The 25,961-nt window shown below is 41.8% G+C and carries 27 protein-coding genes; 19 read left to right on the forward strand and 8 right to left on the reverse strand.

Annotated features, from left to right (window positions below):
- Nucleotides 1-39: 39 nt before the first annotated feature.
- Nucleotides 40-1,188, reverse strand: a complete 1,149-nt coding sequence (locus ACY8DX_RS06655; RefSeq protein WP_462406438.1) for an aminotransferase A — start codon at nucleotides 1,186-1,188, stop codon at nucleotides 40-42.
- A gap of 153 nt (nucleotides 1,189-1,341) precedes the next feature.
- On the opposite strand from ACY8DX_RS06655, the gene corA reads away from it, so the two are divergent.
- The gene (gene corA / locus ACY8DX_RS06660; RefSeq protein ID WP_462406439.1) at nucleotides 1,342-2,325 is read left to right on the forward strand and encodes a magnesium/cobalt transporter CorA; all 984 of its coding nucleotides are present in this window, start codon (nucleotides 1,342-1,344) and stop codon (nucleotides 2,323-2,325) included.
- A 29-nt stretch (nucleotides 2,326-2,354) separates the two neighbouring features.
- On the opposite strand, the gene ACY8DX_RS06665 is transcribed toward corA, so the two are convergent.
- Entirely contained in the window at nucleotides 2,355-2,852 is a 498-nt protein-coding gene (locus ACY8DX_RS06665; protein ID WP_462406440.1) for a YkyB family protein, read from the reverse strand.
- A gap of 265 nt (nucleotides 2,853-3,117) precedes the next feature.
- On the opposite strand from ACY8DX_RS06665, the gene ACY8DX_RS06670 reads away from it, so the two are divergent.
- Both ACY8DX_RS06670 and crcB read left to right on the forward strand, forming a co-directional pair.
- Nucleotides 3,118-3,441: a fluoride efflux transporter FluC gene (locus ACY8DX_RS06670; protein WP_462406903.1), complete on the forward strand. Its 324-nt coding sequence runs from the start codon at nucleotides 3,118-3,120 to the stop codon at nucleotides 3,439-3,441.
- Nucleotides 3,438-3,794: a fluoride efflux transporter CrcB gene (crcB, locus tag ACY8DX_RS06675; RefSeq protein WP_439802848.1), complete on the forward strand. Its 357-nt coding sequence runs from the start codon at nucleotides 3,438-3,440 to the stop codon at nucleotides 3,792-3,794. Before ACY8DX_RS06670 ends, crcB begins: the two co-directional genes overlap by 4 nt.
- Nucleotides 3,795-3,824: 30 nt before the next feature.
- Here the strand turns inward: crcB and ACY8DX_RS06680 are convergent, their stop codons facing one another.
- Complete coding sequence (locus tag ACY8DX_RS06680) at nucleotides 3,825-4,619, reverse strand: metallophosphoesterase (protein ID WP_231589534.1); 795 nt, start codon at nucleotides 4,617-4,619, stop codon at nucleotides 3,825-3,827.
- Between the two features lie 314 nt (nucleotides 4,620-4,933).
- On the opposite strand from ACY8DX_RS06680, the gene ACY8DX_RS06685 reads away from it, so the two are divergent.
- The 3 genes from ACY8DX_RS06685 to ACY8DX_RS06695 all read left to right on the forward strand — a co-directional run bounded on the left by ACY8DX_RS06685 (nucleotide 4,934) and on the right by ACY8DX_RS06695 (nucleotide 6,879).
- Nucleotides 4,934-5,149 (forward strand): hypothetical protein, encoded by a 216-nt coding sequence (locus ACY8DX_RS06685; RefSeq protein WP_049671576.1) that lies wholly within the window; start codon nucleotides 4,934-4,936, stop codon nucleotides 5,147-5,149.
- Between the two features lie 206 nt (nucleotides 5,150-5,355).
- Nucleotides 5,356-6,120 carry a 2,4-dienoyl-CoA reductase gene (fadH, locus tag ACY8DX_RS06690; RefSeq protein WP_439802849.1) on the forward strand — a complete coding sequence of 255 codons (765 nt, stop codon included), beginning with the start codon at nucleotides 5,356-5,358 and terminating at the stop codon, nucleotides 6,118-6,120.
- 114 nt (nucleotides 6,121-6,234) lie between these two features.
- Entirely contained in the window at nucleotides 6,235-6,879 is a 645-nt protein-coding gene (locus ACY8DX_RS06695; RefSeq protein WP_439802850.1) for a DUF3993 domain-containing protein, read from the forward strand.
- A 52-nt stretch (nucleotides 6,880-6,931) separates the two neighbouring features.
- On the opposite strand, the gene ACY8DX_RS06700 is transcribed toward ACY8DX_RS06695, so the two are convergent.
- Nucleotides 6,932-7,162, reverse strand: a complete 231-nt coding sequence (locus ACY8DX_RS06700) for a glutaredoxin family protein (protein ID WP_049671573.1) — start codon at nucleotides 7,160-7,162, stop codon at nucleotides 6,932-6,934.
- A gap of 311 nt (nucleotides 7,163-7,473) precedes the next feature.
- On the opposite strand from ACY8DX_RS06700, the gene ACY8DX_RS06705 reads away from it, so the two are divergent.
- From ACY8DX_RS06705 to ACY8DX_RS06730, 6 genes are all read left to right on the forward strand, one after another.
- Entirely contained in the window at nucleotides 7,474-7,713 is a 240-nt protein-coding gene (locus ACY8DX_RS06705) for a YkuJ family protein (protein ID WP_049671572.1), read from the forward strand.
- Nucleotides 7,714-7,820: 107 nt separating this feature from the next.
- A complete protein-coding gene (gene cbpB / locus ACY8DX_RS06710; protein WP_049671571.1) occupies nucleotides 7,821-8,267 on the forward strand; it encodes a cyclic-di-AMP-binding protein CbpB in 447 nt (148 codons plus the stop codon).
- Nucleotides 8,268-8,381: 114 nt separating this feature from the next.
- A complete protein-coding gene (locus ACY8DX_RS06715; RefSeq protein ID WP_049671570.1) occupies nucleotides 8,382-9,893 on the forward strand; it encodes an MDR family MFS transporter in 1,512 nt (503 codons plus the stop codon).
- A gap of 78 nt (nucleotides 9,894-9,971) precedes the next feature.
- Nucleotides 9,972-10,862, forward strand: a complete 891-nt coding sequence (locus ACY8DX_RS06720; RefSeq protein ID WP_049671569.1) for a transcriptional regulator CcpC — start codon at nucleotides 9,972-9,974, stop codon at nucleotides 10,860-10,862.
- Nucleotides 10,863-10,927: 65 nt separating this feature from the next.
- Nucleotides 10,928-11,638 (forward strand): 2,3,4,5-tetrahydropyridine-2,6-dicarboxylate N-acetyltransferase, encoded by a 711-nt coding sequence (gene dapD / locus ACY8DX_RS06725; RefSeq protein ID WP_462406441.1) that lies wholly within the window; start codon nucleotides 10,928-10,930, stop codon nucleotides 11,636-11,638.
- A gap of 69 nt (nucleotides 11,639-11,707) precedes the next feature.
- Nucleotides 11,708-12,826 (forward strand): N-acetyldiaminopimelate deacetylase, encoded by a 1,119-nt coding sequence (locus ACY8DX_RS06730; protein ID WP_439802851.1) that lies wholly within the window; start codon nucleotides 11,708-11,710, stop codon nucleotides 12,824-12,826.
- A gap of 52 nt (nucleotides 12,827-12,878) precedes the next feature.
- On the opposite strand, the gene ACY8DX_RS06735 is transcribed toward ACY8DX_RS06730, so the two are convergent.
- A complete protein-coding gene (locus ACY8DX_RS06735; RefSeq protein ID WP_053103763.1) occupies nucleotides 12,879-13,742 on the reverse strand; it encodes a mechanosensitive ion channel family protein in 864 nt (287 codons plus the stop codon).
- A 265-nt stretch (nucleotides 13,743-14,007) separates the two neighbouring features.
- On the opposite strand from ACY8DX_RS06735, the gene ACY8DX_RS06740 reads away from it, so the two are divergent.
- Nucleotides 14,008-14,997 (forward strand): cytochrome d ubiquinol oxidase subunit II, encoded by a 990-nt coding sequence (locus tag ACY8DX_RS06740; protein ID WP_439802852.1) that lies wholly within the window; start codon nucleotides 14,008-14,010, stop codon nucleotides 14,995-14,997.
- A 54-nt stretch (nucleotides 14,998-15,051) separates the two neighbouring features.
- Here ACY8DX_RS06740 and rnjA read toward each other — a convergent pair whose 3' ends face one another.
- The gene (gene rnjA, locus ACY8DX_RS06745; RefSeq protein WP_049671565.1) at nucleotides 15,052-16,719 is read right to left on the reverse strand and encodes a ribonuclease J1; all 1,668 of its coding nucleotides are present in this window, start codon (nucleotides 16,717-16,719) and stop codon (nucleotides 15,052-15,054) included.
- A gap of 3 nt (nucleotides 16,720-16,722) precedes the next feature.
- Nucleotides 16,723-16,935 carry a DNA-dependent RNA polymerase subunit epsilon gene (locus ACY8DX_RS06750; RefSeq protein WP_049671564.1) on the reverse strand — a complete coding sequence of 71 codons (213 nt, stop codon included), beginning with the start codon at nucleotides 16,933-16,935 and terminating at the stop codon, nucleotides 16,723-16,725.
- A gap of 578 nt (nucleotides 16,936-17,513) precedes the next feature.
- On the opposite strand from ACY8DX_RS06750, the gene ACY8DX_RS06755 reads away from it, so the two are divergent.
- Nucleotides 17,514-18,284 (forward strand): Cof-type HAD-IIB family hydrolase, encoded by a 771-nt coding sequence (locus ACY8DX_RS06755; RefSeq protein ID WP_049671563.1) that lies wholly within the window; start codon nucleotides 17,514-17,516, stop codon nucleotides 18,282-18,284.
- Between the two features lie 219 nt (nucleotides 18,285-18,503).
- Here ACY8DX_RS06755 and def read toward each other — a convergent pair whose 3' ends face one another.
- Nucleotides 18,504-19,058, reverse strand: a complete 555-nt coding sequence (gene def, locus ACY8DX_RS06760; RefSeq protein ID WP_049671562.1) for a peptide deformylase — start codon at nucleotides 19,056-19,058, stop codon at nucleotides 18,504-18,506.
- Between the two features lie 470 nt (nucleotides 19,059-19,528).
- Between def and ACY8DX_RS06765 the strand changes: the two genes are divergently transcribed.
- The 5 genes from ACY8DX_RS06765 to lpdA all read left to right on the forward strand — a co-directional run bounded on the left by ACY8DX_RS06765 (nucleotide 19,529) and on the right by lpdA (nucleotide 25,853).
- Nucleotides 19,529-20,197, forward strand: a complete 669-nt coding sequence (locus tag ACY8DX_RS06765) for a YkyA family protein (protein WP_049671561.1) — start codon at nucleotides 19,529-19,531, stop codon at nucleotides 20,195-20,197.
- A gap of 551 nt (nucleotides 20,198-20,748) precedes the next feature.
- Entirely contained in the window at nucleotides 20,749-21,864 is a 1,116-nt protein-coding gene (gene pdhA / locus ACY8DX_RS06770; protein WP_049671560.1) for a pyruvate dehydrogenase (acetyl-transferring) E1 component subunit alpha, read from the forward strand.
- Nucleotides 21,865-21,867: 3 nt separating this feature from the next.
- Nucleotides 21,868-22,845, forward strand: coding sequence for an alpha-ketoacid dehydrogenase subunit beta (locus tag ACY8DX_RS06775; protein ID WP_049671559.1), 978 nt, complete (start codon nucleotides 21,868-21,870; stop codon nucleotides 22,843-22,845).
- Nucleotides 22,846-23,114: 269 nt separating this feature from the next.
- Nucleotides 23,115-24,440, forward strand: a complete 1,326-nt coding sequence (locus tag ACY8DX_RS06780) for a dihydrolipoamide acetyltransferase family protein (protein ID WP_049671558.1) — start codon at nucleotides 23,115-23,117, stop codon at nucleotides 24,438-24,440.
- 3 nt (nucleotides 24,441-24,443) lie between these two features.
- Nucleotides 24,444-25,853 carry a dihydrolipoyl dehydrogenase gene (gene lpdA / locus ACY8DX_RS06785; RefSeq protein WP_049671557.1) on the forward strand — a complete coding sequence of 470 codons (1,410 nt, stop codon included), beginning with the start codon at nucleotides 24,444-24,446 and terminating at the stop codon, nucleotides 25,851-25,853.
- Nucleotides 25,854-25,961 lie beyond the last annotated feature (108 nt).

Genomic DNA, 25,961 nt, shown 5'->3' on the forward strand with positions numbered 1-25,961 from the left:
TAAGGAAAGGGAGGAGCGTTTAGACGCTCCTCCCCTTTTTCATTTTCCTTCAAGAAATAGTTCCAGCCGGTCCAGTCCTATTATAAGGGACTCCATGGATACAGCGTAGGAAAAACGGAAATAACCCTCGCCATATTCAGAAAAAGCTGATCCTGGGACAACGGCAACCTTCTTCTTGCGGACTAATTCCAGCGCAAAATCAAGAGAGGTGCTGAAACCATCTGGGATCTCTACAAAGAAGTAGAACGCTCCGTCAGGCATGACGGTTCTTAATCCCATCTTCTCCAAGCGACCATAAACATAATCCCGTCTATTTCGATATTCTTCTTTCATCATGACAGCATCATTCTTGCCGTTTTTCATCGCCTCAAGTGCGGCCATTTGTGATATGGAAGAAGCGCATGATACGTTGTATTGATGAACCTTAAGCATATGCTTGGCGATACTTTCGGGAGCCATTAAAAAGCCAATTCTCCAGCCTGTCATGGCATGTGATTTGGAAACCCCATTAATGATAATCGTTTGTTCTCTCAAGATTGTACCAATGGATATATGCTTTCGGTCAAGAGTAAGCTCGCTGTAGATCTCATCTGCAAGAACAAAGGTATTCCGGCCTCTCAGCAGGTCGGCAATTTCAGTTAATTCTTCCTTGGTCAAGGAAACACCGGTCGGGTTAGAAGGGTAGGGGAGAACAACGCATTTTGTCTTCTCTGTTAAGAGAGGGGCAATTACGTCTTTGGTCATTTTAAAGGATGTACCCGTTGTGTCGGCATAAACAGGTACTGCGCCTGCAAGCTTAATAAGCGGCTCATATCCAGGATAGACAGGGCCTGGAAGGATGACCTCATCCCCTTCTTTCAAAATGGTGCGAAAAGCAATATCAATCGCCTGGCTTGCTCCTACGGTCACGATAATCTCATTGTTTGGATTATAGGCCAATGAATATTTCTCAGACATAAAGGCAGCAGCAGCCTCGCGCAGTGTAAGCATGCCTGCGTTATGTGTGTAGGTAGTCATGTCATTCTCGATTGCCTCTATCGCTTGCTCTTTAATATGCAAAGGGGTAGGAAAATCCGGCAATCCAATCGTGAAAGACAGAACCCCGTCTATCTCTGAGACAAGATTATAAAACTTCCGGATGCCCGAAATTTCGATTTGTTTAACCTTTGGATTGATCAGGTGTTCCATTTTGGTTCTCCTCTCTAGTATGTATCCTTCTATTATATATTTGCTTCATTTACGTGTACACCATCCAGAATTTGATTCATGATTCTATATGAAAATAAATCCAGCTTGATTGGGGACGCTAGTAACTAACAGATGATGTCTGGAGGAATTAAGATGTATCGCATGCTGGGGAAGACACCATCCGGCAAGGTCGAGGAGGCAGATTATTCCCTTTCGAAATTAGGCGAATATGAATGGGTTTGGGTGGATCTTTCGTCTCCGACAAAAGAGGAAGCAGCAAGACTGTTTAGCCAATATCAGTTTCATCCCTTGGCAGTGGAGGATTGCTTAGATGCTATCAATCAACGGCCTAAAGTCGATTTTTTTGAGGATTATATGTTTCTTGTCATCTATGCACTTAAAGAGGATTATTTAATGGCCGAGCTAGATTTGTTTGTTAGTAAGCAATTTATTATTACTTATCATCAAATGACAATTAACGCAATACATGAGGTGTGGGAAACGGCTCTCGGTCAATCGCAGGATACCCCGATTGGTATCCTGCACCAATTGATAGACAGGGTAGTCGATGAATATTTTCCAAAGGCCTATGATATCGAGGAAAGGCTGAATGCTCTGGAGGAAAATGCAGATTTGCTCTCCATTAAGGAATTGATGAATCATTTATATGATCTTAGGATGATTATTTTCAGAATTAGAAGGGTCATACTTCCGATGAATGATTTACTTTACCGCATTACACATACGGAAAAAATGACCCTTGTTTCTGAGAAACAATATTATTTTAATGATGTGTATGACCATCTTTTGAAATTACGGGAGATGATTGAGGGATACCGGGATTTTTCAGCAGACCTGCGCGATAATTACATGAGTGTAAATTCCAATAATATGAATGAAACAATCATGGCGCTCACCATCATTACGACGATCTTTATGCCGCTCAGCTTTATCGCTGGTCTATACGGTATGAATTTCTCTTTTATGCCAATGGCCGGATGGAAACACGGTTTTTGGTATGTGATGCTCGTAATGGGAATTAGTGCTGTTGTAATGGTGGTTTTCTTTAAGGCGAAAGGGTGGGTTTTCCGGGCAAGAGTATATAAGAGAGGAAGGAATAAAGAGCATGGTGGATAGAACTGCTGAAACAATTAAATCAGCAGTTCTTATTTTTTCCACTCTGTATAAGGATAGCTTTCTCCAAGCCGTGCAAATGTTGGTTTATAGTATTTACGCGGTGAGTGCTGTTTTCTTCCAGTATCTTCGCTTTCCTCTTTAATGCCAGTGTAAATCATCAATCGCTGCTTGGCTTTAGAGAGAGGAATTTTTGAGGATGGATTACGAATGTTTTTTGATAGATGGCCTAAATGTGGCAAATTCGTAAAGTCCCCTTTGCATGGGGGGATATGAAAGGTATACTTTCCGCATTCAATCAGCACATCAGACTGCTGGAAACTGAGATGAGGGTGATCGGAGAATTGAAGCCCAAGCTTCTTCGCTTTTCCTTCTTCCAGCATTTTGGTTAATGAACACTTTTTTAAGTGATAAAGAAATTTTGGATTTGAGGCTGTTTTAGCATGCCTGTTTACAGAATAAATGGCTTCGGCCAAATCATCTGCCGAGTAGGATTTTTGATATCGGTTGTTCCCTCTCGTTTCTTTCATAAATTGTCCTTTCTATTCTTTCGTGTATTTTAGCGGTGAATACTAAGTTTGATACTAATAATTATACCGTGTCTAGCAAATGGATGAAAGGGAAAACATCGCTCGAGTTATCACCAATTGCTTAATGAATGAAGGGTTATTGCTTTTTTGATGAGGGATGAGTATTCTAAATGCATATCTTATACATAAGTGAGTGAATAAAATGATGAAGAATGGTCTACTAGCGTCTCTGGGCGGAGCGATAGGCGCATGCCTTCGGTACGGAATGAATGAGATCATCCCTTATACAGTTTTCCCCTTGGCGACATTTCTGATTAATAGTATCGGCTCTTTTATTTTAGCCTTTTTGACCTTTTCCTTATTTAGGGACGAGAGATTTTCGAATTTAAAACTTTTCCTGGGAACCGGATTATGCGGCGGATTCACCACAATGAGTACATATGCCCTGGAGACGGTCAGACTTTTGGATACAGATCCTGCAGCTGCACTTCTATATATGATGCTAACCTTATTCATTGGGGTCGGCATGGCCTTATGCGGGCTGGCGGCGGCTGCCTTACTTCGTAAAGGCAGGGGGGGAGTCAAATGATTTCAGTTATGTTAGGAGGATTCATTGGCACGTTCATACGATATGCAATAACAGAAGGGATGAAAGGGAGAACCTCTATCTTTCCTTCAGCAGTGCTGTTCATTAATTTAGCCGGTTCCTTCTTAATTGGACTCATGGCCGGGATTGGGTTGAATGCAGCATCTCCAGAAGGCAGATTGATCTTTACCGGATGTTTAGGTGCATTCACAACCTTCTCAACCTTTAGTGTGGAAACAGTTCAGCTTTGGAAGGAGAAGAGGCTAAGCACGCTTACTGTTTATCTTCTCTTGTCCTTGCTAGGGTCGGTGATGCTGTGTTTGACCGCCTATTGGCTGGGCCAAGCATTCAAATAATAGGCAGGCGTTTTAGAAACGCCTGCTGTTTCATGTTTCGGAGGGCTGCATGCCGGCTTCGCCATGATAAAGGTCAAAGACAGTAATCTCAGGCCTGCATAGCAGACGGTAAGGAATCCTGGTAGTTCCTAACCCTCGGTTAACATAGAGGGAGAAGGAATCGCTTAATTCGTATAATCCTTCATTGTATTCCTTAGCGTGCGGCGGTGTAATCAATGGACCTACCAAGGGAATCTGTACTTGTCCCCCGTGGCTGTGACCGCTCAATTGCAAATGAACGGGGTAGCGAGCGGCTTCGTTCGCATAATCTGGGGCATGGGATAAAAGAAGGGTAAACAGGTTTCTTGGTTTCCCAGAGAGTGCTTGGGCGATATCTGGTGCACCAAGACTAGAATCGTCTACACCGGCAATCAGCATGCTTTCCCCGTTCTTTTGAACGATATCAGAAGCATTCTTTAGTACTTTAAAGCCGCATTTGTCCATCGTTTGTTCATAAAGCTCTGTTCCATAACCTCCATGGTCATGATTCCCGTAGACAGCGTATTTTCCGAGAGGAGCTTTCAAAGAGTTTAGAAGGCTATATAATTCTGAGGGGACACTATATTCATCCGGATTGTCAAGTAAATCCCCTGCAAAGCAAATTAAATCTGGCTTGAAATCGTTAATAGTTTGAACGGTCTTTTTTAGATCAGTCAAGTCATATTGAAATCCGATGTGGGTGTCATTAAATTGGACGATACGGGTTTGGTTAAATGAAGGAGGAATCAGAAGATGCGAATATGTATACTGGTTGATTTCAACCCAATCAGGTTCTACTTCCTTCATATAGTATCTTCCCCCCGCTAATGAAGTGAGCAGGGTAACTCCATATAGCGCCCCTTTTTTTAGAAAAGAACGTCTTGAAAGTGTTTTCATGGCATTTCCCTTTTCTTCGCAATTTTGCTTTTTATATTCTTTCCCATCCTATCATGCAGGGCTTTGGTTTGTTAAGTAATTCGAATGCAGGAAGGACTTTCTCTCAATCTATGGTAAATTAGGATGGTTTAAGGTAAACTATAATAATAACCCTTATGCTTTTCATGTGGAAGGCTAACCATCAACGTACATTTCCCGAAGTCTAAAAGATGAGGATGTTGAAAATGAATAAAAGCAAAAGCAAGCAATATGAAATGTTGTATATTCCTTCAAAATTCGGGATGATTAAAGTATACATTTATGGTTTTAAACAGAACGGCAAGACAGGCCGAGTATTTATTGTGTTAAATGGTATAAAGGTTAACGGGAAAGGGATTCATAAGAAGCAGACATTGATCAGCACATTATCAAAATTTAATGAGATGATTAAAGCTTCTTAGGTGATTGGGAAATTCCCTTAAATACGATTAGTCCAACAGACGGATGACCATTTGGTTATTCGTCTGTTTTTTTGTTTCCTTGAAGGTCAATAGATAAATAGAGCTATTGCTCATCTATGCCGGAATTTAGGATTTTATTAACTTACATTTTTTTGGATGAAAATGTGGTAAAATTAATTGAATATTCTCAATAATGGAGGGATAGGATGAAGGGGAAGGTAGTTATCATTACCGGTGGTTCAAGCGGGATGGGTTTAGCCATGGCAAAGAAATTCATCTCGGAAGGGGCGAAGGTGGTCATCACGGGAAGAAACCGTGAAAGACTGGAGTCAGCAAAGGCAGAAATCGCCGCTAAAGAAGGAGAACTCTTGACCATTCAAATGGACGTCCGCCTGGTGGAGGATGTAAACGAAATGGTAGAAGAGACCGTGCGTACCTTTGGGACTGTGGATTTCCTGATCAATAACGCAGCGGGGAATTTTATCTGTCCATCAGAGGATTTATCTCCTAATGGGTGGAAGGCTGTTATTGATATTGTGTTAAATGGGACCTTTTATTGCAGCAGTGCTGTCGGAAGATACTGGATTGACCATCAGATAAAAGGATCTATCACGAATATGATTGCGACTTATGCTTGGGATGCAGCACCGCATGTCGTTCATTCTGCTTCGGCTAAAGCAGGTGTACTCGCTATGACAAGAACACTGGCTGTAGAATGGGGGCGGAAATATGGTATAAGAGTTAACGCCATTGCACCGGGTCCGATCGAGCGTACAGGAGGAGCGGGGAAACTGTTTCAATCTGAAGAGGCGGAAAAAAGGACGATTGAGCATGTCCCGCTTGGCCGTCTTGGAACACCTGAAGAGATTGCTGAACTTGCCTGTTTCCTTTTTATGGACCAGGCGCAATATATAAATGGAGAGTGCATTTCGATGGATGGGGGATCACATTTGCGGCAATATACTTTCTGATTTAGGGTGCAGGAAAGGGTTCTCTATCTTTTTCTAATGAAAAGTGTAAGGCCTTCATAAATGGGGAATAGCCTAATTATACGAACAAATTCCTACACTATAGGAGGATGAAGAATGAAGCATCTTTTGCGAACGTTTCTTGCGTCTTTAGCCATATTCATCGTCTTTCCTCTTTTGAATGTAAAAGCGGACAGGCCATTAAGTGAGGAGGAAGCCTTTCGTTTCCTGCAGGAAGCTTTTGATGCCCAATTAGCCATAACTGAAAACCCAAGAAGCATGGAAGAGATAGAAGAATCCCTTGGGCGTTACTTTACGAAGGAATACACAAAGGATTTTATTGAGATGAATGTGAAGGAGAATATGGATGGGGAAGGATATCTTGCCTACGGGACTGATTTTGCCCTTTATTATATCCCTTTCTTTACATATGATGAAAACACAAAGCTTGGCTATGACATAGAGCGGGATAAATGGTATGTGTATGAATGGTTTGAAGAATCAAGTGAAGGACCTGTAAGCTATGATGGACATTATGAGGCCGTTGGGCTGACGTTTGAAGACAATGAATGGGCCATTGATGACTATCAAATCAGCTTTGATCCCGAGGGATTAAGTGATAATCCTACGGTTGAAAAGAGTGAAAACGACCAATCAGAAGTTACTAAATCTGATGACGGAATCTGGGGAACCGTGCTTGGATTCATCAAATACGCATCCATTACACCATTTGCTTCCTTAGGATGGATATCAGTCGAATAATTGCTAAGGTATGACCATGAAAGCCACTCTAAGATCAGAGTGGCTTTTCCAATTAACCGAGCGCCTTGGTAATCCGCTCTTGATCGAAGCCGATGATGACTTCTCCATTAATGACGAAGGTAGGCGTCGAATAGGAATCATATTGATTCATTAATGTCTTTCGAGCTTTGGCATCCTTCTTGATATCAAGTAATGTATAGGCAATGCCGTGTTCATCAAAATAATTTTTTGCAAAGGCGCATGGCGGGCATCCGGGCTGTGTAAAGAATAGGATGGGTTCCACTACGCTCAACCCCTTTCTATAATCATCGTTTTACTCTTTGCTTATCGTAACATGGAAAAGAGGGCTTTGGGGTATATGAAAGAATCTGACCAAAAAATTCCGGATGAAAAAATAGGTGAGTGGAATTTTTATCCCATTGTTTTTATGTTAAAATGGGTAAGTCTCTTAAATTGGGTAACACATTGACATAAATGGCAAAGAATAAGTAAAGACTTTTGGTGTACAATTAAGGCTTATTCCACTATCCTATAAATGATGGATACCTAAGAGAAACTATTTGTTGGTAGTCACGAAAGGAGCATATATTAAATATGTCACGTTTACAAGGAATTCTTACACGATTAAAAAATTTGCAAGAGCAAGCGAAAGTATCTGATACAGCACAACGTGTGTTTGAAGTTGAAGGCCAGGTGAAATGCCAAGTCACTTTCTTTGATAAAACAGAAACATTTGAGTTGGAAATTTTCCAAGACAAAGGGAAGACTTTGAAATATCAATTTGATAATATTGATATGATCGCTATTGAGATTTTTGAGTTAATCTACAGCTAATTAGATCGATGAACATCATAAAAGGATGCTGCCACTAAAATCATAAAAAACACCGCCAAGAATAGCATCTGCTAATGATGGATGACTAGATAAAGGGGTTCTTTTCCATGTTGGAAATACAAAAATTAGATGGGTTTGAACTGGCTGTCAAAGATTTGATGATATCGTCTGAACGTGTGGCACATGTCCAAAAGGGTAATAATCTCGAACATGCCCTTCTTGTCCTGACAAGAAGCGGGTATACGGCCATACCTGTTCTCGACCATACATTTAAGCTTCAGGGCTTGATTAGTACACCCAAAATTATGGATGTCATAATGGGACTTGAGCGAATTGAGTTTGAGAAGCTTGACCAGATTAAGGTTGAGGATGTGATGAACGGTGACATTCCATGTCTTGATGTGAACGATGCCATTGAGGAAGCATTGGAATTGTTAATCGATCATCCGTTTATATGTGTGGTGGAGAATAAAGGGACATTTGCAGGAATTCTAACGCGAAGACAGATTTTAAAGCAAGTAAACCGATTGGTGAAGAAAATGAAATACAATTAATGAAGAGCCTCCATCGTTAGGAGGCTTTTTCTTATCTTTCTGAAGGAATATACAGGGAAGGGACTTTCTTGGATTCCTCGTTTTGGATACAATGGTTTTTAAGGGGGTTCTGTTTTGGAGACGAAAAAAACGAATAGTAAGAAAAGAAAAACGAACCGCCCGCTCGTTCTTATTTCCATTATTCTGGCAACCTTTATGAGTGCTGTTGAGGGAACAATCGTTTCAACGGCCTTACCGGAGATTGTCGGCGAGCTAGGGGGATTTTCACTATACAGCTGGGTATTTTCAGCCTATCTGCTCATGAATACGGTAACAGTGCTCATCTATGGAAAACTGGCTGACTTATTTGGCCGTAAGCCTGTATTGTTGTTTGGAATCTCTGTCTTTATGATTGGGTCTCTCTTTGCCGGTTTTGCCTGGTCAATGCAAAGTCTGATTTTCTTCAGGCTCATTCAAGGGTTTGGAGCTGGAGCGGTTACGCCCATTGCCATGACAGTGGTAGGTGATATTTACTCGCGAGAAGAGCGGGCAAAGATTCAAGGATATTTATCAAGCGTATGGGGAATCTCCGCGATTCTAGGACCTGCCCTTGGTGGCTTTTTTGTTCAGTATTCCTCTTGGAGCTGGATTTTCTGGATCAATATTCCCCTTGGACTTCTGGCCGTATGCGGTTTAGTCTTCTTCTTCCATGAGGAAGTAAAGCGGAAAAAGCATAAAATTGATTATTTGGGTGCAGCGCTGATTACAGGCTCTATTACGCTTTCTATGTATGTGTTTGTGGAAGGTGGCATCCGCTTTGACTGGCTGTCTTCGCAAAGTTTTCTGTACATAGGGATTATCGCTCTGTTGTTTTATTTGTTCGTTAGACATGAGAATCGATTTGAGGAGCCGGTGATGCCGTTTGCTGTTTGGAGAATCCGTCCCATTCTCATTGCTAATTTAACCTCTCTTTTGACTGGGATGATTTTAATCGGAATCTCAAGCTATCTGCCTGCCTTTGTTCAAGGTGTAATGGGGCTTTCACCCACGATTGCAGGGTTTACATTGACAGTCATGTCAATCGGATGGCCAATTGCCTCTACGGCATCTGGTTACCTGCTTTTAAAGATTGGGTACAGAAAAACGTGTATCCTTGGCGGTGTCTTTCTTGTGTTTGGAGGAACGATATTTATGCTTCTTCCCTCTCTTCCAAATCCTTTCTTAGCAGCATTTGGATCGTTCTTGACTGGCGCTGGAATGGGCTTGACAAGTACAGCCTTCATCGTTTCCATTCAGTCCACGGTGGAATGGGAGAGCCGCGGTGCGGCAACAGCGGCCAATATGTTTATGAGGAATCTTGGTAATACTGTTGGAGCGGCCGTGCTGGGAGGAATTCTTAACAATCGCCTTCAGGCATATTTTCTAAGTCACGATTATTCGGGTGAGAAGCTTGATCTCAATTCCGTAAATGAATTGTTAAGTGCTGAAGTACGCAGTACATTGGCTCCGGAAAAATTGAGCCAGCTGCAAAGCGGACTGACGCATGCCTTGGGATACGTTTATACAGGAGTCTTTATCCTTGCGCTTTGTGCGCTCATTCTTATCCTTTTCATGCCAAGAAAAGAAGTCGAAGAATCACGTGGTTAATGTTTGCGGTTACCTGAGGTTAGAAGGTACAATAAACTGTGCGTTCGATTAAAGGATATAGAGCAGTGAGGGAACCGAATGATGATAACCGATTTTGAACTATTGGACACATTGGCAGAAGAATTGAATTTGAGAAGGACGGCTGAAAGAATGTTTGTCTCCCAGCCGGCTTTGTCTCAGCGCCTTCAATCGATTGAAAGAGAGTGGGGTACCGCTCTTTTTATCCGTTCTCCAAAGGGAATGATGCTGACAGAGGCGGGAGAGATTGTCGTTCAATATGCGCGGGATTCATTGAAGTTAAAGAGTAAGGCGCGCGAAAGAGTGGATGCCCTTACACATGATGTTCAAGGGACCTTAAAGATTGCGAGCGCTTCTATCGCCGGTCAGTACTGGCTTCCCTCGGTTTTGAAGAAATATGTAGCAGCCTATCCCAATGTTAAAATCTCGCTTGTAACCGGTTGGAGCAGCGAAATGATCGAGAATTTATACAATGGGAATGCTCATATTGGTATTTTGCGAGGGAGCCCAGACTGGAGCGGATATAAGAAGCTGTTATTTAATGATCCTTTATTTTTGGTTGATACAGAATTGAGCCAGCTTTCAGACGCGATGGATACGGAGAAACCTTTTATTCTATTTAAGAGTGATTCAAACTATTATAGGGAAATCCAGAATTGGTGGATTCGTCATTATAGTATTCCGCCGACGCGGACAATCTTAGTCGACCAAATCGAAACCTGTAAACAGATGGTGATGAATGGAATTGGATATGCCATCTTGCCGGGAATCTCCTTAAGGGAAGAGGATGCTTCCTATTATAAGCTTCCTTTGTTTGATAAAGACGGGCAGGCGGTTGACCGGAAAACATGGATTGTCTGCAGTGAAGCGTCATTAGAACTTAGACAGGTAAAGGCATTTGTTGACCTTGCGCTTCAGATGATGACCGCTGAATCAAAATGTAAGGATTGACTTGAATTTCATTTTTTTGTTTGTTAAAGTTAAGAAAATTATGTAGTGGGAGATGAGGAATCAGCATGAAAATGATGGACGCTAATGAGATTATTTCTTTTATCGGAAATAGTGTGAAGAAAACCCCGGTGAAAGTATACATAAAAGGACAGCTGGAAGGACTTGATTTCGGTCCCGAAGCTTCTGCCTTTATTAACGGCAGTACTGGAGTTGTCTTCGGAGAATGGTCTGTAATCCAGCCAATACTTGAAGAGAATAAAGAGAAGATTGAAGATTATGTTGTAGAGAACGACCGACGCAACTCTGCTATTCCTCTTTTAGATCTTAAAGGAATCAATGCCCGTATTGAACCTGGTGCTATTATCCGTGACCAAGTGCATATCGGTGATAATGCTGTTATCATGATGGGTGCCTCCATCAATATCGGAGCCAGCATTGGCGAAAAAACGATGATTGATATGAACGCTGTGCTTGGAGGACGTGCAACAGTAGGGAAGAACTGTCATATTGGTGCAGGCTCTGTCTTAGCTGGTGTAATCGAGCCGCCTTCTGCGAACCCAGTTGTGATTGAGGATAATGTTCTCGTTGGGGCAAATGCTGTCATTCTAGAAGGTGTTCGAGTTGGCGAAGGAGCCGTTGTCGCAGCTGGTGCAATCGTTGTAGAGGATGTACCTGCCCATACGGTGGTAGCAGGTGTTCCTGCGAAAGTCATCAAACATATCAACGATGTTGAAAAATCAAAAATTGAAATCAAGGACGAGCTTCGACAGCTCTAATCCTGAATGAGAGGGCGCGGAAATGACTTTCCGCGCCTGTTTTCAGATGAAAGTCGAGGTGGAGAAAGAGTGGATAAGGATAAGCTGATTAAAATCCGGAGGGACCTGCATCAAATACCTGAACTTGGCTTCCAGGAATTCAAAACACAGGCCTATTTACTGGATTACATAAAAAGCCTTCCGCAGGAAAGTGTCGAATGGGAAACGTGGAAAACAGGTATCTTTGTTCGCGTCAAGGGACTTAGCCCGAAAAGGACAATTGGTTATCGAGCAGACATAGACGGGCTGCCGATTAAAGAGGAAACAGGTCTGTCCTGCACCTCTCTTCATGAAGGAAGGATGCATGCTTGCGGGCACGATTTCCATATGACCATTGCTCTAGGAGTGTTAACCCAACTTGTAAAAAATCCTATTAATGATCATGTCCTTTTTATGTTCCAGCCAGCTGAAGAAGGACCTGGCGGTGCGCAGGAAATGATTCAGACGGATATCTTCAAACGATGGAAGCCTGAGATGATCTTTGGGCTTCATGTGGCGCCTGAATATCCAGTTGGGACAATCGCGACGAAGCCTGGGCTGCTTTTTGCCAATACATCAGAATTATATCTTGATTTTATCGGTAAAGGCGGTCATGCCGCTTATCCGCATTTGACGAATGATATGGTAGTAGCTTCTTGTCAGTTTGTTAATCAGCTTCAAACGATTGTCTCTCGAAATATTAATCCGATGGATTCGGCTGTTGTAACCATTGGGAAGATTACGGGAGGAACGGTCCAGAATATCATTGCAGAAACCTCCCGTATTGAGGGAACAATCCGAACCTTGTCAGAGGATGCGATGGTATTAGTCAGGGATAGGATTAAGCAAATGGCGAAGGGTGCTGAGGTTACCTTCAATTGCCAGGTCAAAATAGATTTTGGGGCATCTTATTATCAAGTCTATAATGAAGAAAACGTCACGAAGGAGTTCATGTCATTTGTACATGAGCATAAAGAAGCTTCCTTGACCCAGTGCAAGGAGGCCATGACAGGGGAGGACTTTGGGTATATGATCAAGGATATCCCAGGCTTTATGTTCTGGCTTGGTGTTAATTCCCCGTATGGTCTTCATCATGCGAAAATGAACCCTGATGAAGCAGCAATTGAATTTGCCGTTAATCTTATCAGCGATTACCTGCATAAGGCATAATCTTGAGAAAAAAGGGCCAGGTCCGTTATATGGACCTGGCCTATTCTCTGTCCTATTCTGCCGCTTTTGCTGCTTCTTGTTTTCTAATCTCATCAATGGCAAGCTTGATTTGCTGGCGCAGTACACGCTCAACATATGCCTGCTGCCCATTGGTTGTTCTTGCAACAATCCGAATCGTGAAATCCGAAATGCCAAGCTCTTGAATACCGAGAATGTCTGGACCAAGGACGATATCGTCATTTTCCTCCGCCATTTTTCTGCAAATATCCTGAATGACCATGGTAATGAGATCGAAATGGTCATTCTCGCTTAACTTGATCTCAACCATCGCTCTCATTGTGCCTCGTGAATGATTGCTTACTGTGGCAATCTGTCTATTGGGGATGAAATGAAGGCTTCCGTCATAATCCCTTATTTGAAGGGTCTTAAGACCGACAACTTCAACGGTTCCCTTTATAAGTCCGATTGTCACCTCATCACCGACATCAATTTGTCTTTCAAGAAGGATGAAGAAACCTGTAACGACATCACTGACAAGGCCTTGTGCCCCGAAACCGACAGCAAGGCCGACAATTCCAGCACCGGCAAGGATGGCAGTTACCTTAATATCGAATAATTCCAGAATAGTGACGATTAATATGAATGAATAAATATAGCTGATAATATTTTTCGTCAATGATTCAAGTGTTTTTGTGCGGTTATCTGTTCCTTTGCTTTTCGCTTGCAGACGGGCAAAGATCGTTTCAACGACCTTGTTTGTGAAAATCTTGATTAATTTGTAGATGACATAGAAGAAAAGGACCCTTAATAATACCTCTCCTATGTCAATAAGCAGTTGCTCCCATTGGATATTAGCCCAATTGAATGCAGCCGACATGTATAAATTCATGTGACCATTTCCTTTCTCTTTCTCCAATAAAACATCTCCTCTAATAGAATAAAGGAAAAATTGATTGAAAAACAATAGTTTCCTATAATAATAAATGAAATTTCTCTATGATATCTGCTACTATTTAATGTAAAAGATGGTATTTTTAACTTTTCTGCTGTGCATGATAAATTTTCTTCGGTATTATTTAAAGTAGGCTATTTTGTCACAATTTATCCATATGAATCATTGGCTTAAAAACATTATAATGGTCAAATGGAGAAAACATAACGGAAAGAAGAGGCTAAGAGTCATGAGTGTTGAATTAGTCACAATGGGGATACTATGGTGCTACTTATATATTTATATCATCATTGCCTCCATTGAATTTGGAATCGGTTTTTTCGCCTATTATGGCAGATTTGTCAGCAAAAAACCAAGTGTACATAAACTTGAGAACGCTTATGATCCACGCCTATGGCATATAACGATTATCTTCTTTGTTCTATTTGTAGTAGGGTTGATTGGCTTTTTTCCAGATACGCTCGAATATTATGGGAGGGCTTTGATCATTCCCGGTATAGTTGTCGTCATCTTGATTTTGATTCGTTTTTTAGCCCACCTGCTATATAAGAAAGAAAAGAACACAGGCTGGTTTCTCTTCGTATATGGTTCAACCGGCTTATTGATTCCGGCGGCCCTTTCTATCGGCCTGACCATCTCTGAGGGAGGTTTTATCCGCAGAGAGAACGAAGTGGTGGAGCTTTTAAGCTGGAAGCTGTTTTTAAGTCCTTATTCATGGAGTGTTGTTTTCCTTGCGGTTGTGAGTGTTTTGTTTATCAGCGCATCATTTTTGTATTTCTATAAACAAAGAATGGGAGACATAGCCGCCAGTGAGACGACAAGGGGGTATGCTTTGTTTTGGAGCGTGCCGGCTATCTTTGCCTCTATCCTGGTTATTGTCTCGCTGAGAGGGCATAATATTCGCCATTTTGAGAGCGGTCTGGATGTATGGTGGCTGTTCGCCCTATCTCTTATCTTTTACTTTGGGGCTGTTTATCTGATTTATACGAGGAAGAGGCAGGGTCTGGCCTTCCTGTTTGTTCTATTGCAATTCTTGACGGCCTTTTTTGGATATGGAATTTCACATCTTCCCTTTATTTTGGACCCGTTTATTACGATTCAGTCTTTTAAGGGGGAGAGAGGCTGGGCGGCGCTTGCGGCACTGTTAATAATCGGAGTGCTCTTGATTGTCCCTTTTGGACGAATGGTCAGGAAACTGCTTGATGATAAAAAAGAATAATAATAAAAAGCGCAAGGCACCTTTAGAAAGGGCCTTGCGCTTTTGCGTTGTCGATTATACTTCCATGATAATTGGAAGGATCATTGGGCGCCGCTTTGTCCGCTCATATAAGAATGGTCCTAGTGTATCAGTTACTTGATTCTTAATTTCAGACCATTGAGTTGTTTTCTTGGCCATCGTTTTGTTCAAATGCTGGGTAATCAAGTTTTGAGCATCATTGATTAAGTCACCGGATTCTCTCATGTAGACAAAGCCTCTTGAGATGATATCTGGTCCGGCTGCAATCTTGAATTCCTTCATATTGATGCTTACAACAACGATTACCAATCCTTCCTCTGAAAGGATGCGTCGGTCACGCAGCACAATATTCCCGATATCACCTATACCGCTTCCGTCAATATAGACATTTCCAGAAGGTACCTTTCCGGCTACGGATGCGCTGTCCTGTGTAAGAGCGAGTACTTCGCCATTATCCATGATGAAGCAATTCTCTTCCTTTACACCACAATCAACAGCAAGCTGGACATGTGTGCGCTGCATGCGGTATTCCCCGTGAATCGGCATGAAGAATTTCGGCTTCATTAAGCGAAGCATAAGCTTTTGTTCTTCTTGTCCGCCGTGACCGGATGTGTGAATATTGCTGAGCGGCCCGTGAATAACGTCAGCTCCTGCGCGGTACAGCATGTTGATTGTCCGTGAAACGCTGATGGTGTTTCCAGGGATAGGGGAAGAAGAAAAGACAACCGTATCTCCTGGGATGATTTGAATTTGTCTATGTGTTCCGTTGGCAATCCTTGATAACGCTGCCATTGGCTCACCCTGTGATCCAGTACAAAGAATGGTTACTTCATTTGCTGGTGTCCGATTCAATGTCTGGGTATCAATGAATGTTTCCTTCGGTGCATTGATGTATCCGAGTTCAAGACCAATTTCAATGGCATTTTCCATGCTGCGGCCAAATACGGCAATCTTGCGTCCGTTTTCAACGGCTGCTTCTGTTACTTGCTGCAGGCGATGAATATTAGAGGCAAATGTTGCAAAAATAATCCGCCCATCCACTTTACGGAAGATATCCTGGATGCTTTCGCCCACTTTACGCTCAGACATGGTGAAATTAGGAATTTCACTGTTCGTGCTGTCAGACAAAAGGCATAGGACGCCTTCTTTTCCGATTTCAGCCATCTTTGTTAAGTTTGCAGGCTCTCCTACCGGTGTGAAGTCGAATTTGAAGTCCCCTGTATGAACGATGTTTCCTTGAGGTGTCTTTACGACAATCCCGTAGGAATCAGGGATACTATGGGTTGTCCGATAGAAAGTAACAGAAGTTTTACGGAACTTGATAATGTCATCCTCTTTAATTTCGTGGATTGTTGCTTGACGTAGCAGTCCGTGCTCTTCTAACTTTTTCTTAACCAGGCCGATGGCAAGCTTACCGCCGTATATAGGGATATTGATTTGTTTGAGCAAATAAGGGATCCCGCCGATATGATCTTCATGGCCATGTGTGATGAATAGTCCTTTAATCTTATCAACGTTTTTGACAAGATAGGAATAGTCAGGAATCACATAATCGATACCCAATAATTCATCCTCAGGGAATTTGATGCCGGCATCAATCAAGACGATTTCATCTTGGAATTGTACCGCATACGTATTTTTGCCGATTTCGCCAAGCCCTCCAAGGGCGAAAACAGCTGTTTGGTCATTTTTAACGAACTTCATATATTACTCAATCTCCATGATGCGGAAATCTGGGTTTTGCTTTTCAAACTCCAAGTATTCCGCATCAAGTACTTGTACAAATTCAATGTTAAAAGGAAGGCTTTTTAACTTTTGACGAACATCACGTTCAGATGTTCCTTCAACATAAGCAGTTTTTGTTTTTTCGCGTACAGGTACCTCAGCGGCATTTTCCTGAAAAAAAACTTTAAAAATCATAATAAAAATCTCTCCTAACTAAACTCTAATAAAATTTATAAATAAAGAGGCGGCATGGAGCAACAACCAGGCCACCTTATCTATTCAAAGTGTTTTCCTTTTTTGGTTTGTTCCTTTAGTCACTATTATAAGAAAATATCCTAACCATTGCATGTTTAAACCATTAATGCGTGGACTGTTATCTACTTTACCGAAAGAATAAGCCCTCCGCAAGGATATTTGAAGGGCTTTTCAAAAAATTATGCAATTGATTTCCTGCCCATCAGGTCCTTCCATTGTTTAAGAAGCTTTTTTCTGAGCTTTTTTAACATGGTTGACCATCTCCTTTACTTCTTATTTTAATGGTTATTTAATGAAAGTAAATACATCTGCAGATTTATATGCATGCTTTTCATTAATTTCTTATCTCGTTTGAATATTCATAGTATATGTCGGGCAGGTGCTGTTTAGTTTGTTATATATTGACAGTGTTTTATGGATGGTCATGTTTAAGTGACGGAGTGGAAGGGTCATTATATTAGTGATAGTATGAAGATGGGAAAAATCAAACGTATTTACATGCAGGCTGGAGGAAGGTCATGGGAAAGATTTGTTTTTTTGATATTGATGGTACACTGCTGGATTCAGAGAAGAAGATTCCACAGTCGACAAAGGAAGCTTTGCGTTTATTAAAGAAAAATGGTACTTATATTGCCATTGCAACTGGCAGAGCGCCATTTATGATCAAGGGCTTATTGAAGGAGCTGGAGATTGATTCATATGTGTCCTTTAATGGGCAATATGTTGTCTTTGAAGGTGAAGTGATTTATAGAAATCCTTTATCTAGAGAACAATTAACAAGACTTGAAATGGACAGCGGGCAGCATGGCCATTCAATGGTATTTATGAATGATGTGACGATGAAAGCAAATGTCAAGCATGACCCGTATATTGAAGAAAGTTTGGGAACCCTGCACTTCCCTCATCCGGAACTGGACCCGGTTTATTATAAGGAGCAGGATATCTATCAAGGGCTTCTTTTCTGTGAGGAGCATGAAACCGCGCTTTATGAGGGTAAATATCCAGATATTCAATTCATTCGCTGGCATCCTTATTCAATGGATGTCGTTCCATTAGGAGGTTCAAAGGCGAAGGGGATTGAACAGGTTATTAAGCGCAAGGGCTTCACGATGGATGATGTGTATGCCTTTGGGGATGCTCTGAATGATATGGAGATGATCCAAGCAGCTGGATGCGGAGTTGTCATGGGCAATGGTGTACAGCAGGTGAAGGAGCATGCTGATTTTGTTACAAAGAGCGTGGATGATGATGGAATCTATTATGCCTTAAAACAATTGAAGCTTATTTAAAGATAAGCTTTGTTAATCTTAAGTGTTGATTGCGGGCGGTGAAACCAAGGGCGGTCGGTGTGCCTATTCGAGTGTTTGGGCGCATCAGTTGGTGTCTTCCTATCCGCTGATTCCGCAGGAGTCAACCACACCTTCCGCTGCAATCAACAAACAGAGCCAAAGTTAAAATCCCTGCATTCCTATCATTTCTAGAGAGGAATGCAGGGATTTTTTGTTTGATTACCGTTCGATGATCACGGCATTGTCTACTTCGGCAAATGGTTGTTCTGCATTGATATGATCATAGAACATGACGCCATTTAAATGGTCGATTTCGTGTTGGATAATGATGGCCATTAATCCCGTTAAACGGATGGTAATCGGCTCGCCATCCATATTGAAGGCCTGAACCTTTACTTTATGATAACGAGGTACATATCCCGGAACAGGGCGGTCGACTGATAAGCAGCCTTCCCCTGAGGATAAATAAGCTTTTTGGACTGAATGACTGACAATCTTTGGATTGAACAGGGTATAGGAATGAAGCTTATCCTTCTCATCAGTTCCATAAATGGCAAGCATCCGTTTTGAAACATTGATTTGCGGAGCGGCTAGTCCAACTCCGGCTCTAAGCCCGAATTTGCCTGCTATCTCTGGATTCTGGCTGTTCTTTAAGTACTCAAGCATACTTTTCAGTGTTGCTTTGTCCTCCTCTGTTGGAGGAATTGTCACTTCTGCGGCCCTTTGACGCAGTGTCGGATGGCCTTCCTTAATGATATCTGCCATTGTAATCATTGTGTTTCACCTCATGAACATCTGCATTAATACCTTCTAGTGTATCAAATCAATTGATAAATGTTAATTAGCTTGTTAATTTAGCTTTAACGGACAGGAAGCATCCCGTCTAAAAGAACATGAGAAACCAAGATGAATAGGCGTGTGAACAACTGTCCATAAAAGCCCGATTGGTTCAACTAACTATCAGCGGAGAGGAGGGACACTCCGCTGTTGGAAGTTTCACTTAATCCCGCATTAACGGACAGTAAGACTCCCGCCTAAAAGAATGTAAGAAAGTCGAGAAGTATAGGTGGGAGGTCAATTGTCCATAAAAGCCCGATTGGTTCAACTAACCATCAGTGGAGAGGAGGAACACTCCGCTGAAGGAAGTTTCACTTTATGATAAAGATCTGCTTATTGGTATATATGATATAAGTTGTCAAAATATGACTGGTTAGATATAGTAATAGTGATAGGAGTGTAGAACAATGACAGGATTAAAAAAGTTACGGATTGTCCTGCTCGGAAGTGTGCTTGCAGTTGCTATTGCCGGCTGCAGCAGCAAGACTCCGGAAGAGGAGAGTTATGATCTTCTTGAGGAGCTGGCCTCCATTGAACAGGGGTATGAAGAACAGCATGAGCCGCTTCAAAAGCTTGAAGCAGAAGACAATGAGATTTATGCTCAAATCATTGAATTGGGCATGAAAGAGATGGATGAGATTAAGACTCTTTCTGACGAGGCAATCACCGGAATAGAGGAAAGAGAAGAATTAATGAAGAAAGAGAAAGAAAGCATCAACGAATCTCGTGAGCGATTTGGAGATTTTGATGGTCTTATCGAAGAGCTGTCAGATAAGAAGGCTCAAACAGAGGCTGCCGCTCTGCAAAAGATTATGAAGCAGCGATATGACGATTATGATCAATTGTATGATTTATATCTAGCAAGCCTGGCTGAAGAGAAAAAGCTTTATGAGCTTTTTAAGGATGAGAAGGCAACGAAGGATCAATTCGAAACACAGATTGAGAGTGTGAATAAGACCTATACAGAGCTATCAGAGGCTAATGCTCAATTCAATGAACAAACAGAAAAGTATAATAATAAAAAAATAAGCTTCTATAATCTTGCAGGAATTGAAGTAGATAGTGAACAACCATGACCGCCGCACAAATGCAGGCGGTTTTCTTTTGTCTGTAAATCTTAGGGTGTTTGAGGGTCAATAATCATGTGCGGATGTGTAATTCTATGAATGATAGGGAGAAAAATCTTATTCGATGTCCGATGGATTTTAATGCGATTTCAATGAATCTTATGGAAACACAACCAATGATTACCAATGTTTGTGCGGAAATTATACGTTTATAGGTGTTTTGGTCAGGTTGATATAGGGGACAATAATGATAGACAAACCCTTAGGATAAAAGTCTCTATCCAATCTGTACTAGTATAAATTCGTTATAATATATAACAGCGGCGAATGGCAATAGAGGATATAGATGGAAAATATCGGACAAAAACATATTAGTTGACTAGGTTCGTGTTGTTAGGTAAACTTTAACTGTTCATACAATTGTACTATTTTTGCCAGAGGAAATATTGATACAGATGACCTGTTAGAAATAACCTTTTAGTTTTCCTGTGGAAAACTAGTAGTTGTATACTTAATAATTTCACAATTTACTATATTGAGAAAGGGAGATGTGGAATCTTATGGCTTCTAAACAACAAAAAGTCCTGTTTGAGGCAGAGAAGCAATTGGACATCGTCAACGAGCAATTCAAAACGTTACAGATTTTGAATGAAGAGGGGGAAGTCGTAAACGAATCAGCGATGCCTGACCTAACTGACGAACAGCTTCAAGAATTGATGACACGTATGGTTTATACACGTATTTTGGACCAACGTTCCATTTCCTTGAATAGACAAGGAAGATTAGGCTTCTATGCACCTACTGCTGGTCAAGAGGCTTCTCAGCTTGCATCACAATTTGCGCTTGAAAAAGAAGATTTCATTCTTCCTGGCTATCGTGATGTTCCGCAAATGATTTGGCACGGTCTTCCATTAAGCCAAGCCTTTTTATTCTCTCGCGGACATTTTGCCGGGAACCAGATTCCAGAGGGCGTTAATGTAATTTCTCCACAAATCATCATTGGTGCTCAATACGTTCAATGTGCCGGAGTAGCTCTTGGCATGAAGAAAAACAATTCGAAAGCGGTTGCTGTTACGTATACAGGTGACGGCGGTACGTCCCAAGGGGACTTCTATGAAGGAATTAACTTTGCGGGTGCTTTCAAAGCTCCAGCAATCTTTATCGTCCAAAATAACCGTTTTGCCATCTCTACACCAGTTGAGGTTCAATCAGCTTCTCGCACACTAGCTCAAAAAGCGGTTGCCGCTGGAATCCCGGGTGTTCAAGTTGATGGTATGGATCCGCTTGCTGTATACGCTGTCGTTAAAGAAGCGCGTGAAAGAGCAATCAACGGTGAAGGTCCTACTTTAATTGAAACGCTTACTTATCGTTATGGTCCGCATACAATGGCCGGCGACGACCCAACTCGTTACCGTACAGCTGATCTTGACAATGAGTGGGAGAAAAAAGATCCGCTTGTTCGTTTCCGTAAGTTCTTGGAAGGTAAAGGACTATGGAGCGAAGAGAAGGAAAACGAAATCATTGAACAAGCAAAAGAAGATATTAAACAAGCCATTAAAGAGGCTGACAATACACCAAAACAAAAAGTAACAGACTTGATCACAAACATGTTTGAAACACTTCCTCCTAACTTAGAGGAACAATACGAAATTTATGCAGAAAAGGAGTCGAAGTAAGCCATGGCCCAAATGACAATGATTCAAGCCATCACAGATGCATTGCGCACAGAAATGCGCAATGACCCAAAAGTTCTCGTATTCGGTGAGGACGTCGGGGTTAACGGCGGGGTTTTCCGTGCAACTGAAGGATTACAAAAGGAATTCGGTGAAGATCGTGTATTCGATACTCCTTTAGCAGAGTCCGGAATCGGCGGTTTGGCAATTGGACTCGGCTTGCAAGGTTTCCGTCCTGTTCCTGAAATTCAATTCTTTGGATTCTTATTCGAAGTTATGGATTCCATCGCAGGACAAATGGCGCGTATGCGCTATCGTTCCGGCGGAAGATATCATTCTCCAGTTACGATTCGCTCACCATTTGGAGGCGGGGTTCATACACCAGAAATGCACGCAGACAGCCTTGAAGGTTTGATGGCTCAAACACCTGGTGTTAAAGTCGTTATTCCATCTACTCCATATGATGCGAAAGGGTTGCTTATCTCATCTATTCGTGACAACGACCCAGTCATTTTCTTGGAGCATATGAAACTATATCGTTCATTCCGCCAAGAAGTGCCTGAAGAGGAATACACGATTCCACTTGGAAAAGCGGATGTGAAAAGAGAAGGTACAGACCTTACAATTGTCACTTACGGTGCAATGGTGCAGGAATCTATTAAAGCAGCTGAACAACTTGAAAAAGAAGGAGTTTCTGCTGAAGTAATCGACTTGCGGACAATCAGCCCGCTTGATATTGACACAATCATCGCCTCTGTTGAAAAAACAGGAAGAGTAATTGTTGTTCAAGAAGCACAAAAACAAGCTGGTATTGCTGCACAAGTAGTGGCAGAAATTAATGACCGTGCGATTCTTAGCTTGGAGGCTCCAGTTCTTCGCGTAACAGCGCCTGATACAGTATTTGCGTTCTCACAAGCAGAGCCAATCTGGCTTCCAAACTATAAAGACGTACTTGAAACAGCGAAAAAAGTTCTAGAGTTTTAACTTTTTTGCAAAAGTCTCCCGCTTAAATAAACTGGTGAGATTGATGCAAGTTAAACAATAGACTTTATTGATGAGTGCAAACTCCTGCTGAATAAAGTGAAGCCTTCGGCGGATGGCAGAAAAGTTGAGTTGAATGAATGGCTTTCGGGCAAGGGCCCGAACAACTTTTCGCCGCAAAACGCCGAGGTGTTATTGATAGATAGGGGGGAGATGCGCAAGCATTTCCTCTCCCTAATAGAAAGAAATAAGATCTTAGGAGGATGATAGCCGTGGCTTTTGAATTTAAACTTCCGGACATCGGCGAAGGTATACATGAAGGGGAAATCGTTAAGTGGTTCATCAAACCAGGTGATAAGGTACAAGAGGATGACGTGCTTTGTGAAGTGCAAAATGACAAGGCAGTTGTAGAAATCCCATCACCGGTTGAAGGTACGGTTGAAAAGATTTTTGTAGAAGAAGGTACAGTAGCTGTTGTAGGTGATGTACTCGTATCATTTGATGCTCCTGGATATGAAGATGTACAATTTAAAGGGGAGCATGGGGAAGAAAAAACAGAAGCTCAAGTGCAATCAACACTTGAAAGCGGCCAAGATGTTGAAAAACAAGCTGCACCTTCTGAAAAACAAGACTCCCAAACCGGAGCCGGTGCTCAAGATCAAGTAGATGACGCATCTGATAAACGCATCATTGCTATGCCATCTGTCCGTAAATTTGCTAGAGAGAACGGCGTGAACATTCAGAAGGTTTCTGGCTCAGGCAAAAATGGCCGTGTGCTGAAAGAAGATATTGAAGCGTTCATGAACGGCGAAAGCCAACAAGAAGCAGCGCCAGCACAAACAGAGGAAAAAGCTGCAGAACAAAAAGCGGCTCCTCAGCCAATCCCTGCAGGTGAATATCCTGAAACACGCGAGAAAATGAGCGGTATCCGTAAAGCCATTTCTAAAGCTATGGTTAATTCTAAACATACAGCTCCTCACGTAACCTTGATGGATGAAGTGGATGTAACGAAACTTGTTGCTCACAGAAAGAAATTCAAAGAGGTAGCAGCAGAAAAAGGAATCAAGCTTACATTCCTTCCGTATGTCGTAAAAGCTTTGACAAGTGCTCTTCGTGAATATCCTGCACTTAATACATCTCTAGATGATGCTACATCTGAGATTATTCATAAGCATTATTACAATATCGGTATCGCTGCTGATACAGAAAGAGGCTTGCTCGTTCCTGTCGTGAAGGATGCCGATCGTAAATCAATGTTCGCAATCTCTAATGAAATTAATGAACTTGCTGGAAAAGCACGTGATGGCAAATTGGCTCCAAACGAAATGAAAGGTGCTTCTTGCACAATTTCCAATATCGGTTCTGCTGGCGGACAATGGTTCACACCTGTTATTAACCACCCTGAGGTAGCTATCTTAGGTATTGGCCGTATTGCAGAAAAACCAATCGTTCGTGATGGTGAAATTGTTGCAGCTCCGGTATTAGCATTATCTTTAAGCTTTGACCACCGTATGATTGATGGAGCTACTGGCCAAAATGCATTAAATCATATCAAACGCTTATTAAATGATCCAGAACTACTATTGATGGAGGGGTAAGACATGGTTGTAGGTGATTTTCCGATTGAAACAGATACTATAGTAATTGGTGCCGGTCCTGGAGGATATGTAGCAGCTATCCGTGCTGCACAGCTTGGACAAAAAGTAACCATCGTAGAAAAAGGGGAACTAGGCGGCGTTTGCTTAAACGTAGGATGTATTCCTTCTAAAGCGCTTATTACAGCTGGACATCGCTATCATGATGCGAAAAATTCAGCGGACCTGGGAATTTCTGCGGAAAACGTAAAAGTAGATTTCTCAAAGGTTCAAAAATGGAAAGGCACTGTTGTTGAAAAATTGACAAGCGGTGTCGGCGGCCTGTTAAAAGGCAACAAGGTTGAAATTGTCAAAGGCGAGGCTTATTTCGTTGATGCGAACAATATTCGTGTTATGACTGAAACCAGTGCCCAAACATACACATTCAAAAATGCGATTATCGCAACGGGCTCTCGTCCGATTGAATTACCTGCGTTCAAATATTCTAAACGCGTTATTCATTCAACTGGTGCTTTGAATCTTGACCATATTCCTGAGAGCATGGCCATCATCGGCGGCGGTGTAATCGGAATTGAGTTGGGATCTGTATATGCTAACTTTGGTACAAAAGTAACCATTCTAGAAGGAATGGATGAAATCCTTGCTGCTTTCGAAAAACAAATGTCTTCTATCGTTAAGCGTAACTTGAAGAAGAAAAATGTTGATATCTTTACAAAAGTGAAAGCTCAAGGCGTTGAAGAAACAGAAAATGGCGTCATCGTCACTTATGAAGAAAAAGGCGAAGAGAAAAAACTTGAAGCTGAGTATCTATTAGTGACTGTCGGAAGAAAACCAAATACAGATGAAATCGGCTTGGAACAAGTTGGTGTTGAGCTTGATGAAAGAGGCTTCATCAAAACAGACAAACAATGCCGTACATCTGTAGGCAATATCTTTGCGATTGGTGATATTATCACTGGACCGCAATTGGCTCATAAAGCTTCTTATGAAGGCAAAATTGCTGCTGAAGCGATTGCAGGACATTCTTCTGAAATTGATTACCTCGGTATTCCAGCCGTTGTATTCTCTGAGCCTGAACTAGCAACTGTAGGTTATACAGAAGCTCAAGCGAAAGAAGAAGGATTGGATATCGTTGCAGCGAAATTCCCATTCGCAGCAAATGGTCGTGCACTTGCGCTTAATGCGGCTGAAGGCTTCATGAAGTTGATCACTCGTAAAGAAGACGGCCTTGTGATTGGTGCGCAAATTGCCGGACCAGGAGCTTCTGATATGATTGCTGAGCTTGGACTTGCGATTGAAGCAGGTATGACTGCTGAAGATATTGCTATGACAATCCATGCTCACCCTACATTAGGTGAAATCACTATGGAAGCGGCTGAAGTAGCATTAGGAAGCCCAATCCATATCATTAAATAAATTCGTTTTATTCAAGCGCTGGAGACCTGCTGGTTTTCAGCGCTTTTTATTGTCTAAAGCTCGCATCACGAGGATTGGAATGGTAAAATTTAGTTGTTCATTCTAACT

It is taken from the genome of Gracilibacillus sp. Marseille-QA3620, assembly GCF_054950035.1.